This is a genomic window from Polycladomyces abyssicola (assembly GCF_018326425.1).
Taxonomy (GTDB): domain Bacteria; phylum Bacillota; class Bacilli; order Thermoactinomycetales; family JIR-001; genus Polycladomyces; species Polycladomyces abyssicola.
This window is the reverse complement of the sequence record NZ_AP024601.1, coordinates 1000708-1014470: the sequence shown is the minus strand read 5'-3', so window position 1 is coordinate 1014470 and position 13763 is coordinate 1000708. Positions and strand designations below refer to the sequence as shown.

The window sequence follows — 13763 nt, the reverse complement described above, 5'->3', positions numbered from 1 at the left end:
TTTTTTTACCTCAAATTAAGAAAACACAACTACGCGCCTAAAGGATCAATACCTGCCTTTTCGGCTTCTTTGATCCGGTTAATGAGTTTATCCAATGAAATACCCGCATAATTGGTACTGGTATAGTCCAGCTGATATACAAAACCAGCTGCGGACCTGGACTCAATGAGTGGATGGATCTCCAGTTTCCATCCATTCAAATCATGTTCAAGATGCTCCTTTTGCTCTTCGTTCTCGATTGCAAAAAATGCAACTCCACCGGGACGGTCCACAAAATGATCGTGATATACACAATGCCCCCTTTTTTTGTCTCCGATATATTCATTAAATACAGCATTCGCTTCTCTTAACTTCAAGTGTTCAGGAGCGTTTGCTACTACAAGATAACAACGGGGTTTCATTTTTATTTCCACCTCCTTGTATTGAGAGCTAATCAAGCATTTTCGATTACACAAAGGATAAATCCTTCCTTCATGTTCTCTAAATGGGGGTGTGGAATGGATTCTTTCATGGAAGAACCATGTGAAAACGATTAACCGCCACGTATGGGAATATACCAAGGAGCGGGTTCGTTAAAACCGGTTAAGTGAGCTGGGAAAAGCGCTCTACAAGTGAAGAAAAGAAACAATGGGCCCGTAGGTGGGCCCTTGCTTCGGGATCTCCATCCGTTTTTTCTGTTTTCTAGCAAATCGTTTTTCTATTCCAACACCACCAACTCGTGCTGGATCGCATAAATAATCGCTTGGGAACGGCTTTTGACCCCCAGCTTTTTCAGGATGTTGCTGACATGGATCTTCACCGTTTTGTCACTGATGAACAACTGTTCCGCTATCTCTTTGTTGCTGTGCCCTTTGACCATCAACTGCAGCACGTCCAATTCCCGCGGAGTGAGATTCTCGTCGGAGCTGCCCCGCTCCCCTCTTTTTTCTCCGGTCAAATTGTCCAACAGTTTGCGTGCCATCACCGGGTGGAGTGTCGACTCGCCCCGGGACGCTGAGCGGATCGCCGCGATCACATCCCCCGATGGCGCATCTTTGAGCAGATAGCCCGTGGCACCGGCACGGATCGATTCATAAAGATACTCGTCCCGGTCATACATGGTCAATACAAGGATGGCAATCCCGGGATGCTGGGCATGAATGCGGCGAATCGCTTCCACCCCGTTCATTCCCGGCATATTGATATCCATCAGAATCACGTCCGGGTGAACTTCCTCCACCAACTGCAACGCTTCCATGCCGCTCTTGGCCTCTCCCACCACTTCCATGTCGTCTTCCAGACTGATAATATTGGACAAGCCGTCGCGCAAAACGGCATGATCATCCACCAGTAAAACCCGAATAGACATGAACGGACTCCTCCTCGTTTTTCTCCGTCGGAATCGTTAAAATCACGCGCGTTCCCTTGTTCGGTTTACTCAAAAACTGTAATGCCGCTTCCAGTTTTTGCGCACGCTCGTTCATACCGACAATGCCGTACCGCTTGTGGGCCTCCGCTTTAGATATCGCTTTGCCCAAACTGAACCCAACCCCGTCATCCTGCACGATCAAGCGAACATATTCCGATGAGAACCGCAATTGCACGCGCACCTTGGTGGCTTGTGCATGTTTGGCCACATTGTTAAGGGCCTCATGGCACACCTGATAAATGGTTTCCTCCCACTCCTGCAACAGCGGATACGGTCGTCCTTTGATCTGAAACACTGACCATTGACCCGTCTCGCGTTGATGCGCTTCCACGCGTTGCCGCAACGCAGGCAGCAATCCCAACCGAGCGGCGGGTGACGGCCTGAGCGCCGTGATCGAGTGGCGAACCTCCTTCAATCCTTCCCTCAGCTTCACCTGCGCTTCTTCCAGCCACTGACGCACCCGCTCCGGATGGGTGTCAAACACCCGGGCCGCAGATTCCACTTTCATCAAGACACCGGCAAGTGATTGTCCGATGCCGTCGTGGATTTCGCGTGCCAAACGGTTTCTTTCCTCCGCCACCACGCGGCGTTCCCGCTCTTCCATCAGTTTGGCGGTACGCATCGCCACCACCGCTTGACTGGCCAATACAGTGAGAAAACGCAAATCCATATCGCGAAATCCGTAGGTTTCCGTTTTTCCCAGGGTGATGACGCCCATCACTTCCCCATTGACTTCCAACGGTACCGACAAGAGGGATTTGACCCCTTCCGCGTCCGTCGGCGTTCCCTTGCAACGTGGATCCTTGCGAACATCATGGATACAGGCGGGTTTCGCATGGGAGGCGACCCATCCGCTCAATCCGCGGTTGAGCGGCAATGGCCTGTACCTTACCTTCAATGTTTCATCTCCTGCAAATACTTCCGGGTATAATTGTCCGTCGCGCAACAAGTACACGACACCGTATGTATAATCGATCACTTTGGACAACGGAATCAATGTTTCTTTCATGACTTTGCGCAAGTCGAGTGTTTGATTGATCCGTGTTGCGATGACGAATAGCAGCTCCATCTTTTGCTGTTGCCGTTTGAGGCGGGCAATGATATTCAACAGAACGGCGAAACCGACCAACGGTGCGAAGAAAAAGGCGATTCCCAAGAAACCGTACGGTTGCCGCGGTACTTCAAACACGATGGCCACGGTGCTGTACAGGAAGGAAAGCAACAGCAAACCGGGCTCCAAGGGCCAACTCCCCCACCAGGTTCTGCCGCGGCGGGAGGCGGGTATCAACTGTTCGACGCCGTCTCGAATCCCTTTGCTTACCAACTCATACACCAATAAAAAAGTGATCAGACCGAACATCAACTGGGACAACGGCGCCAAACCGCTTAACCACGGACGAACCGCATGATCCGCTTCACCGGCGGCAAACAGGCCGATCAACGTGTATCCGGTTCGAAAGAGTGATCGGGAAAACGACTGACGCTTCAACCAAGTGACGACCAATACGACATCGACGAAGATCAATCCGGCGATGGGGGGTGAGAACCAGGAGCTCAACGCATATAAAAGCGGAAAATGGAGGGTCACTTTCCCCCCGCCTGCCGGATGGGGATGATACTCCACAACGAACAGGTAAATCCCGAGCAACACAAGCACGGACCAACCTGTCACAAAAGTAACGGGGTGAAACAAATCGTGCATCATCCATCCCCAACCCGTCGTGATGACAGCGGTCATCAATACCCTTTCCCATGCTTTTTTCCAGTTTCTTATCACTTCCCGCCTTTCCCTCCCTTCATGTGAGCTTCGCGGCGTCTGGCGCACCATTTTCCCCTCAACCATTCATCATTATTTTCAACGAAAGCGACTATTTTCGCAAATCTCACCCATTTTCCCGTAAATGTGATAAGATGGGATCAAACTTTGTTCGAAGGAGGGGCGTGGATGTCCAAACACTGGATTGCAGAAGGTACCTTGTTGGGAATCGCGTTTATATGGGGAATCACATTCGTGTTGGTGCAAAACGCCATCGCTTTTTTGCCTCCGTTTTCTTTTTTGGCCGTCCGTTTCGGGTTGGCTTTTTTGCTGTTACTTCCCTTAGCTTTCACGTCCCGCAACCGATCGCAGGAAAGCGCCCTCCGTGCCGGATATCTCGGTTTGCTGCTGGGTGGCTGGCTGTATCTCGGGTTCGCATTGCAAACCTGGAGCCTCCTGTACACCACATCGGGTAAGTCCGGATTCCTGACCGGCTTGTCCGTTACGCTGGTTCCCGTGATGTCCTTTTTCATCTTGCGAATCAAACCCAAACCCACGGCTGTCGCCGGTGTCTTCTGTTCCGTTCTCGGTTTGTACCTGCTCGCTTTTGTGGATTTTTCCGCGATTAACATCGGAGATGTACTCGCTTTTTTGTGCGCGATTGCGTTCGCTCTCCAGATTGTATATACGGGAAAATATGCGCCGGACGGGGATGCTTCCATGATCGTGACGGCACAGATTGGAACAGTGGCGCTCTTTAGCCTGATCTCCTCCGCGATCTGGGAGAATCCCGCCGCGATTTTCCGCGCAGATGTCTATCTGAATCCCGACGTGGCAACCGCTTTGATCGTGACCGCTTTATTCTGCACGGCATTGGCTTTCTGGGCACAAACCCATTTTCAAAAATACACTACGCCCAACCGGGTGGCCCTCATCTTTGCGATGGAACCGGTTTTTGCCGCACTGGGCGACTACTGGTTCAAAGGCGTCACTTTGAACGCCACGGCACAAGCGGGCTGTCTGTTGATCTTCCTGGGTATGATTCTGGCCGAAATCGACGTCGCTTGGTGGAAAAAAATCCGTTGGTCGTCTCAAAAAAGCAAGGTCTCCTGACGGTTCAGCGTCAAGATACCCCTTGCGACATTGTGATTGTTTCACCTTGTTTGGCTGTCCGTAGTTCGATTATACAGGAATTTCATCAGCGAGGTGAGTGTTCCGAGATATGCGGTCCAAATGGACGGGCCTGGGATTGATCATCATCGGCGTTGGGTTGTTGATGGTCAAAACCGACTGGCCATATACCGATCGATTGTGGCACTGGGAGTTCGGACTGTTGGCCGCAGGGCTGATTCTCCTGCTGGCGGCTATCACCCGTCGCAACCGCAGCATGACGTTGTGGGCGGCGATGCTGACCGGTGTGGGACTACAGTTGTGGGCGCCTTTGTACATCCCCGCATGGCCGAAGCATTGGAGCATGATCCTCTGGAACGTCGGCGCAGCCTTTTTGGTTCGGGCATTGGTCTTCAAGGAACGACAAAACGGCATCATCGGCGCGCTTCTGATCGCTGTCGGTTTGTTCGCATGGCCCAAAATCAAAGAAGTGGAAGGGCTAGCAGGCATCTCCGACACCTTGCACACCTATTGGCCGGCTTTGATCGTTTTGCTCGGTTTCGTCCTGATTGTGATGCGAAAATGAAAAAGGCGGTTCGCATGGAACCGCCTTCTGTCGTTTTACTTCGGTTCATCCAATTTCAGTGTGGTGACCGTCCGTTCCTTCTCCCGATGACGTTCCATCGCCAGCTCGATCAGCTTGGTGATCAGGTCTGTATAGGACAAACCGCTGTGTTCCCACAGCTTGGGGTACATACTGTATTGCGTAAACCCGGGCAATGTGTTGATCTCGTTGATCAGTACCTGACCGTTGTCCTTGCGGACAAAAAAGTCAACACGGGCCAAACCGCTGCAATCGATCGCCCGGTAAGCTTTCACAGCCAATCGCCGGATCTCTTCGGCAGTTTCCGCGGGCAATTCAGCCGGAATACGCATCTCCGATTTGCCGTCGATGTATTTGGCGCGGTAATCGTAAAAGTCGTTGGAAGAGACAATTTCCCCCGGCACGGACGCTTGCGGATCGTCATTCCCCAACACCGCCACTTCCACTTCCCGAGCCGGAATAAACTCTTCCACCACGACTTTGCGGTCGTACTGCGCAGCCAAACGCAATCCCTTTATCAGTTCTTCCCGGTTTGTGGCCTTGGAAATGCCCACACTGGAGCCAAGGTTAGCTGGTTTGAGAAAAACGGGATAATCAAAAGCAGCTTCTATTTCCTCGATCACTTGATCCATTTCCCGTTCCAACCGGGAACGGAGAACAAACGAAAACCTTCCCTGCGGCAACCCTTCATGGGCGAAGATTTTTTTCATCATCACCTTGTCCATGCCCACGGCCGAAGCGAGAACACCGGCTCCCACATAAGGAATATTGGCCAATTCAAAAAAGCCCTGAATGGTGCCGTCCTCTCCATACGTGCCATGCAGCACGGGAAACACCACATCCACCGCATCCCAATCCAACGCCGGTACCATTCCCTCTCCCTGGACGGAAACAACTGGCAGACCGGTTTTCAGGCTCTCCAACAATGCCGGTTCCCCTGTTCCCTCCAGGTACGGTAGCGCTTTCTGCCCGATGCGCCATTCCCCTGACTTGTCGATGGCAATCGGGATGACGTCAAAACGATTTCGATCGATCGCTTTCAAAACGGAGGCGGCCGATTGAATCGAGACCTCGTGTTCTCCGGATTTCCCCCCAAACAATACTGCTACGCGAAGTTTCTTACCCAATCCTCTCCCAACCTTTCTCTATGCACGCTTGTCGCATCACACAACAGGTTTCTCGTTTGTAGCCTATTCCATCATAAAATAAATGGTTCACGCGGAAAAGGGGCGGCGCCTGATCAACGTTCCGATACAAGCGCCGCAATCGTGCTCCACAGCTCGTCCTTGCCCTGACCAGTTTCGGCGGAAAACAGGATGAGCGGGTCATCCGCACCGATCTGAAGGCCTTCCCGTACTTGCTTCACATGCTTCGGCCATTTGCCGCGGGGGATCTTATCCGCTTTGGTGGCGACGACAATCACCGGGATGCCGTAATGTTTCAACCAATCATACATCATCCGGTCGTCCCGGGTGGGCGGATGGCGTACATCCACCACTTGAATGACCCCTTTCAGCTCCCGTCGATTCAGCAGATAACCTTCAATCATGCGGGCCCAGGCAGCTTTGGTTTCCTTGGAAACGCGAGCGAAACCGTAACCCGGCATATCGGCAAAATACAGTTGACCATTCACTCTATAGAAGTTGATCGTCTGTGTTTTCCCCGGTTTGGAACTTGTCCGGGCCAGATTTTTGCGATGGACCATTCGGTTGATCAGCGACGACTTCCCCACATTGGAACGCCCGGCCAGAGCAATCTCCGGCAGGGCGTCCTCAGGATATTGCGACGGTTTTAACGCACTGATAACAAATTCAGCTTGTTTTACGTTCACGCGGATCCCTCACCAACGCCCGAGGCAACACTTCATCCATGTGCTCCACCAACGTAAACGTTAAATCACGGCGGACGCTCTCGGGCACATCTTCCAAATCTTTCTCGTTATCTTTGGGTATCAGGACATGCCGAATGCCGGCACGGTGTGCGCTGAGCGCTTTCTCCTTCAGGCCGCCGATCGGCAACACGCGACCGCGCAGCGTAATCTCGCCCGTCATCGCCACGTGACGGGAAATCGGGATACCGGTCAGCGCCGATACAAGTGCTGTGGCCATGGTGATCCCGGCTGATGGTCCGTCCTTGGGGATCGCCCCTTCCGGCACGTGAATGTGAATATCGTTTTTCTCATGAAATTCCGGATCGATGTGGAACTCCTCAGCCCGGGAGCGGATATAGCTGAATGCGGCCTGAGCCGATTCCTTCATCACATCGCCCAATTTGCCGGTCAACGTCAGTTTTCCCTTACCGGGCAGTACCGTCACCTCAATGGTCAACGTGTCGCCGCCCGTTTCGGTCCACGCCAGACCGGTGGCCGCTCCGACTTGATCCGTTTCTTCGGCTCTTCCATACCGAAACTTGACCGGCCCCAAGAACTGCTCCAAGTTTCTCGGGGTGATCACCACTTTTTTCTTCTCACCGGTAACCAGCAGTTTCGCCGCTTTGCGGCACAAGGTGCCGATCGTGCGCTCCAGATTGCGTACACCCGCCTCCCGGGTGTAGTGACGGATCACTTTCAAAATCGCGTCTTTGTGAATTTGCAACTGATCCTTGGCCAAACCGTGCTCTTTCATCTGTTTGGGGATCAGGTATCCTTTGGCGATCTGTTCCTTTTCCAGCTCGGTATAACCGGAAATGTTCAAAACCTCCATCCGGTCCAACAACGGACGCGGAATCCCATACAGATTGTTGGCCGTGGTGATGAACATCACTTTGGACAAATCATAGGGAATTTCGATGTAATGATCGCTGAACGTGGCGTTTTGTTCCGGGTCCAACACTTCCAACAACGCTGCTGCCGGATCACCGCGAAAATCGGCCGACATTTTATCGATCTCATCCAGCAAAAAGACCGGATTGATCGTGCCTGCCGTTTTCATCCCCTGAATGATCCGCCCGGGCAACGCGCCGACATACGTACGCCGGTGACCGCGGATTTCCGCCTCATCCCGTACACCGCCCAAGGAGACTCGTACAAACTTCCGGTTAAGAGCGCGGGCAATGGAACGGGCCAATGAGGTTTTCCCTACCCCTGGCGGGCCCACCAAGCACAGGATGGGACCTTTGAGCTTATTCACCATTTTTTGGACGGCCAGATACTCCAGTACCCGCTCTTTGGCTTTTTCCAAACCATAATGATCCTCATCCAAAATTTTTTCCGCTTTTTTCAGGTCGAGGTCATCCTTTGTTTCCTTACGCCAAGGAAGCTGGAGCAACCATTCCACATACGTACGGATGACGCCCCCTTCCGCTGAGGTGGTCGGGATTTTTTCCAGCCGTTCAATCTCTTTCTCCACTTTTTCCACCACATAATCGGGCGCATCCAGTTTGGACAGTTGTTCCCGCAGCTCCTCCACTTCGCCGACACGGCCTTCTTTTTCTCCCAGCTCCCGTTGGATCGCCTTCATCTGTTCACGCAGGTAATACTCTTTTTGTGTTTTCTCCATCTGCTTCTTGACACGCTGGCTGATCTTTCGCTCCAGCTCCAGCACTTCCCGCTCATCATTGAGCATTTCAAGAAGCGTTTCCAGTCGCTTATGAACGTCAATCGTCTCCAAGATCTTTTGCTTGTCAGCGATCTTCAACGGCAGATGGGACGCGATGATGTCGGCGAGCCGACCGGGATCGTCAATGTCCGCCACCGCCGAATACGTCTCCGGCGAAACCTTTTTGGATAAACGTAAGTATTGCTCAAAATAGTCTAATACGGAGCGCATCAGCGCTTCCAATTGCAGATCGTCTTTCACTTGCGGCGCCAGTTGGGTCACACGAACCCGGTAATATGTTTGTTCATCGAGAAATTCGTCGATGGTCGCCCGATGCAAACCCTCCACCAACACACGAATCGTGCCGTTGGGTAATTTCAGCATCTGACGAACGCGGGCGATCGTCCCCATCCGATAAATGTCGTCCGGGGAAGGTTCCTCTATATGAACTTCACGTTGGGTTGACAACACAATCAGGTTCTCGTCGACCATTGCTTGTTCCAACGCCTTGACTGAGCGTTCCCGGCCAACATCCAAATGAAGCACCATGCTCGGATAGACGATCAATCCGCGCAACGGTAACAACGGCAATATGCGCTGCTCCTCTTTCACGGGCGTTTGAGCACCTCCACTGCTGTGATGACACTTGCAGGAGTAACGGTAGTCGAGCTTTGTTCGATTTTATCTTATTCACCTACTTATGTCCATGACAGGAAAGGGATGAGAAGCGCTTGATGTGAAAAGGGGCGAATTCGTGTGAACCGAATGTTCGCCCCCTCCTTACACGCATCTTATCACACATTCCCCCGACTTTCACCCTCCGGTTTCAACGGGGAGGACATTAGCGGAGCCGGGGATGGGGAAAACAGACGAGTACCTGAAACCGACGGGTCCTCTTTCGGTTCGGACATTTTCAATGCATGGGTCAACACTTCATCAAGGCGCTCCACCGGGATGACTTCGACGCCCTTCATTTCCCGAAACAGGGCCTGCATGTTGTCGGCCGGAATCAACACCCTTGACGCCCCCGCCTGCCTCGCCGCCTCCACCTTGGCCACGACACCGCCGACGGGTTTCACGCGGCCGTGAATGCTGAGTTCACCTGTCATCGCCAGGCGATTGTCGACCGGGATCTTTTTGATCGCCGAATAAATTGCCGTGGCCATCGTAACCCCTGCCGAAGGCCCATCCAGTGGAATCCCACCGGGAAAGTTGATGTGCAGATGATAGTCGTAAGGGTTGACATCTGTCTTGCGCAACACGGTCAACACGTTCTCCACCGAACCGTGCGCCATGCTTTTGCGCCGCAACCGCCTTGCGGTGTTACCCATCTCTTCCTCGTCCACCACGCCGGTGATGCGCAAGGTTCCTTGGCCTTTTTCGTCAGCGGGAATGGCTGTCACTTCGACTTCCAACAACGTACCCATGTTGGGGCCGTACACCGCCAACCCGTTGACCAGTCCAATCTGCGGTGACGGTGGCACTTTCAATTCGGGACGGGGTACGAGCTGACTGTTGTGCGCTACCCATTCCACATCGGAAGTCCATACTTTTGCCCGTTGATCCGTCATCGCCAATCCAACCGCGGTCTGAACCATATTGACCGCTTCCCGGCCATTGGTGGCATATTTTTGGATCACCCGAATCGCTTCCGGTTCATAATCGAATGAAATGCGTTCCAACGCCTGTCTGGCGATGGTTCCCACTTCGCCCGGCAACAGTGGTCGAAAAAAGATTTCCATGCAACGGGAGCGGAGCGCCGGCGGCAATTCTTCCGGCGTTCGCGTGGTAGCCCCGACCAATCGAAAGTCTGCAGGCAACCCGTTTTGGAAAATGTCGTGAATGTAACCGGGCGTTTGAGGATCCTCGGAATTATAATAGGCGCTTTCCAAAAACACCTTGCGGTCTTCTAGCACCTTGAGCAATTTGTTCATCTGTACGGGATGTAATTCCCCAATTTCATCGATAAACAAAATGCCGCCATGTGCCTTGGTTACCGCACCCGGTTTGGGTTGGGGGATGCCCGCCATTCCCATCGGACCCGCACCTTGATAAATGGGATCGTGTACGGAACCGATAATGGGATCGGCAATCCCGCGCTCGTCAAATCGGGCAGTCGTCGCATCCATCTCTACAAATTTGGAATCGGATGTAAACGGGGACAGCGGATTCTGCTTGGCCACCTCCATGACCACGCGCGCGGCTGCGGTCTTCCCTACACCAGGCGGCCCGTAAATGATCACGTGTTGGGGATTGGGACCGCAAAGTGCCGCCTGAAGCGCGCGCAATCCCTCCGATTGCCCCACGATATCCTCAAATCGCGCCGGTCTTGTCTTCTCTGCCAGTGGTTCGGTTAAGGAGACCGTTCGCATCCTGTTCAGCTTTTCCACTTCTTTACGGGATTCGCGATCCACCGCAGACCGACTCGTCTGCTGATTCCGAAGCAGGTTCCAAAAGTAAACCCCAATTACAACCGAAAAAAACACTTGCAAGATCATCAATAAGACAGTCCAGTTCAACCTGATCCCCCCGTTGCAACCTCATCCGTCCAAGGGCGCCTCGCACCCCGTGGGTCGTTCATAGTATGGCCGCAAAACGGTGGGGATAACCATAACCCGAACACCTGCATCGGAGAAAGAGCACCTTCTCTAGCTTCCCTTTCCCGGCTCACTTCACCTTGCGCCTTGCAAGAAATCCATAAAAACCATGATTTTAGGAGCCCTACCCCTGACTTGTTCCCGCGCTTGATGAAGTCACGATCGGGGAAAGGGTTCCTGCCTTTTTCGAATTGATGCTAGATCGGGCATCTCACCGTTTCCTCATGTACATGTCAAACGCCCAATACAGCATCGGTTGCAACGGATAATCCCATTCGCCGATCAGTTGGCAAGCTTCGCCGCGGAACCCCAATTCGAAGTTTAACAATCCAAACAACGGAGATTCGGCATCCAGTGACGGACTGATTCCGCGGAAATCGTACGTGTGTGCCCCCATTCGGTGAGCATCTTGGATCATCCGCCAATGCAGGGCATAGTTGGGCATCTTGTCTCGATTTTCGTGGTGGGAAGCACCGTAGAGTACCCAGACATGACCTGCCGTATGCAGCATCAATGCAGCCGACAACAACCGATCATTCCAAATGGCGAGATACAACCGGATCCGGTCCGCATCATCCTGTTTCAATGCGCGGAACATCTGTTGGAAATAGGCATAATTTCGCACACCGAACTGCTTGCGTTCCGCCGTGGCTTTCAACAGGTCGTAGTAAGCATCCAGATCCTGTTCCTCACCCACCGTGACCACCACTTGTTCCTTTTCGGCTTTGCGGATGTTTTGCCGCCAGGATCGTCGAAACCCTTTCCAAACCTCGTCCAGTGTCCTGTCTTTCAAGTTCAGGCGGTATTCAAACTGAGGTTGCACTGTGGAAAAGCCCTCTTCCGGACTTTTCTTTTTCCAACCCATCTCCGTTAATACCTGCTGCACATAGTCGGCCGCGGGATCTTGCCAATCCGGCCCCAGATCGGTCAGGGTTTTGCCCTTTAGCCCATGAGTGCGAATATCTCGGATGTAGGATTGGATTGTTCGCGCATGCCATTTGGCGCGGACTACCGGTGGATCCATTTTGACGGTGAAGACGTTCCGCACTTTGAGATGATCAAATAACGGAAAAAACCAGTCCTTTATATTTTTCGCATTCCAATCAATCAAGGGACCACGCGGTATGTATGCAAGGAATTTATTAAGTGCCGGCATTTTTCGATACAACACCAACGCGCATCCGACCATTTTCCCGTCCTCTTCAAACCATCCGAGCAAGTCGTGTTGCCAATCCTTCTTCACTTCGGCCCACGAGGGATATTGCATGAAGTTCGCCAAAGGATGATTTTCAATAAAAGACAAATATTCCTCCTTTTGTACTGTCTTTACTTCCATGCGGCATACACTCCACTTCCTGTTGATTTCTGTTAAAAATGTTGATTTCATGCTTGAATCCTCAAGCAAACTCCACCTTATTCTATCATAAATAAAAACACCTGCTGCCGCAGGTGTAACCAAACCGTGAAATATTGTTTTTATTGATACGTCATGCGCTTTCTTCTTTTTTCTCAATCACGCGACCTTCCCGCGTCGTCAACTTCGGTCCCACTTTGTTGAGTACCGTTTCTTTCGTTACGACGCATTTGACCACATCGTCACGGGACGGCAGATCAAACATGACATCGAGCATGATGGACTCGATGATCGCCCTGAGCCCCCGTGCGCCGGTGTTCCGTTTGATCGCTTCTTTGGCGATGGCTCGGAGGGCGTCCGGCTCGAAATGCAATTCCACGTTGTCCATTTCGAGCAATTTTTGGTACTGTTTGACCAGCGCATTTTTCGGCTCGGTCAAAATCCGTACCAACGCCTCCTCATCCAGCGGTTCCAATGTGGTGATCACCGGCAACCGACCCACAAATTCGGGGATTAAGCCGAATTTCAGCAGGTCTTCCGGCAGAACCATTTTGAGGTATTCACCTGGTTTCATATCGACGGAGTGCTTATCGGCACCGAATCCGATCACCTTTTTACCGATCCGGCGTTTGATGATCTGCTCCAGGCCGTCAAAGGCACCGCCGCAGATGAACAAAATGTTGCTGGTATCGATTTGGATGAACTCCTGATGAGGATGCTTCCGGCCGCCTTGCGGTGGAACGCTTGCCACTGTTCCCTCCAGGATTTTGAGCAGGGCCTGCTGCACTCCTTCACCGGAGACATCCCGCGTGATCGACGGGTTTTCCGATTTGCGAGCCACTTTATCGATTTCATCGATATAGATGATGCCTCGCTCGGCTTTCTCTACATCGTAATCCGCCGCCTGGATCAGCTTGAGCAAGATGTTTTCCACGTCTTCCCCGACGTACCCCGCTTCCGTCAGCGAGGTCGCATCAGCGATCGCGAAAGGAACGTTCAGGATTCTTGCCAGTGTTTGCGCTAACAGTGTTTTCCCGCTTCCGGTGGGCCCCAACATGATGATGTTGCTTTTTTGAAGCTCCACATCATCCGATTTGTGGGAGGAATTGATCCGTTTATAGTGATTGTAAACCGCAACGGAAAGCGCCTTTTTGGCATGATCCTGACCGATCACGTACTGGTCGAGGATGGCGCGGATCTCTTGCGGTTTAGGCAGGTTTTTCAGATCGATTTCCTCTTCGCCGCCGAGTTCTTCCTCAACGATTTCATTGCACAGCTCAATGCACTCGTCGCAGATGTACACTCCCGGTCCGGCGACCAGCTTGCGCACCTGATCCTGCGATTTACCGCAGAAGGAGCATTTGAGCTGTCCTTTTTCTTCATTGAATTTGAACATCC

The 13763-nt window shown here is 52.4% G+C and carries 11 protein-coding genes; 2 read left to right on the top strand and 9 right to left on the bottom strand.

Annotated features, from left to right (window positions below):
• Window positions 1–29: 29 nt before the first annotated feature.
• The 3 genes from KI215_RS05095 to KI215_RS05085 form a co-directional block, all read right to left on the bottom strand.
• A complete protein-coding gene (locus tag KI215_RS05095) occupies window positions 30–401 on the bottom strand; it encodes a hypothetical protein (RefSeq protein WP_212774484.1) in 372 nt (123 codons plus the stop codon).
• 296 nt (window positions 402–697) lie between these two features.
• Window positions 698–1348: a response regulator gene (locus KI215_RS05090; RefSeq protein WP_212774483.1), complete on the bottom strand. Its 651-nt coding sequence runs from the start codon at window positions 1346–1348 to the stop codon at window positions 698–700.
• Window positions 1320–3185, bottom strand: coding sequence for a GAF domain-containing sensor histidine kinase (locus KI215_RS05085; protein ID WP_212774482.1), 1866 nt, complete (start codon window positions 3183–3185; stop codon window positions 1320–1322). The genes KI215_RS05090 and KI215_RS05085 overlap by 29 nt, the downstream gene beginning before the upstream one ends.
• A gap of 168 nt (window positions 3186–3353) precedes the next feature.
• On the opposite strand from KI215_RS05085, the gene KI215_RS05080 reads away from it, so the two are divergent.
• Together KI215_RS05080 and KI215_RS05075 are read left to right on the top strand one after the other, a co-directional pair.
• The gene (locus tag KI215_RS05080) at window positions 3354–4277 is read left to right on the top strand and encodes a DMT family transporter (RefSeq protein ID WP_212774481.1); all 924 of its coding nucleotides are present in this window, start codon (window positions 3354–3356) and stop codon (window positions 4275–4277) included.
• 109 nt (window positions 4278–4386) lie between these two features.
• Window positions 4387–4860 (top strand): hypothetical protein, encoded by a 474-nt coding sequence (locus KI215_RS05075; RefSeq protein ID WP_212774480.1) that lies wholly within the window; start codon window positions 4387–4389, stop codon window positions 4858–4860.
• 35 nt (window positions 4861–4895) lie between these two features.
• On the opposite strand, the gene KI215_RS05070 is transcribed toward KI215_RS05075, so the two are convergent.
• From KI215_RS05070 to clpX, 6 genes are all read right to left on the bottom strand, one after another.
• The gene (locus tag KI215_RS05070; protein WP_212774479.1) at window positions 4896–6005 is read right to left on the bottom strand and encodes a D-alanine--D-alanine ligase; all 1110 of its coding nucleotides are present in this window, start codon (window positions 6003–6005) and stop codon (window positions 4896–4898) included.
• Window positions 6006–6118: 113 nt separating this feature from the next.
• The gene (yihA, locus tag KI215_RS05065) at window positions 6119–6709 is read right to left on the bottom strand and encodes a ribosome biogenesis GTP-binding protein YihA/YsxC (protein ID WP_212774478.1); all 591 of its coding nucleotides are present in this window, start codon (window positions 6707–6709) and stop codon (window positions 6119–6121) included.
• The gene (gene lon, locus KI215_RS05060; protein WP_246512273.1) at window positions 6690–8963 is read right to left on the bottom strand and encodes an endopeptidase La; all 2274 of its coding nucleotides are present in this window, start codon (window positions 8961–8963) and stop codon (window positions 6690–6692) included. The genes yihA and lon overlap by 20 nt, the downstream gene beginning before the upstream one ends.
• Window positions 8964–9208: 245 nt before the next feature.
• Window positions 9209–10933, bottom strand: coding sequence for an ATP-dependent protease LonB (lonB, locus tag KI215_RS05055; RefSeq protein ID WP_212774476.1), 1725 nt, complete (start codon window positions 10931–10933; stop codon window positions 9209–9211).
• A 289-nt stretch (window positions 10934–11222) separates the two neighbouring features.
• Window positions 11223–12347, bottom strand: a complete 1125-nt coding sequence (locus KI215_RS05050) for a lipid II:glycine glycyltransferase FemX (RefSeq protein ID WP_212774475.1) — start codon at window positions 12345–12347, stop codon at window positions 11223–11225.
• Between the two features lie 151 nt (window positions 12348–12498).
• Entirely contained in the window at window positions 12499–13761 is a 1263-nt protein-coding gene (gene clpX, locus KI215_RS05045) for an ATP-dependent protease ATP-binding subunit ClpX (RefSeq protein ID WP_212774474.1), read from the bottom strand.
• Window positions 13762–13763: the final 2 nt, after the last annotated feature.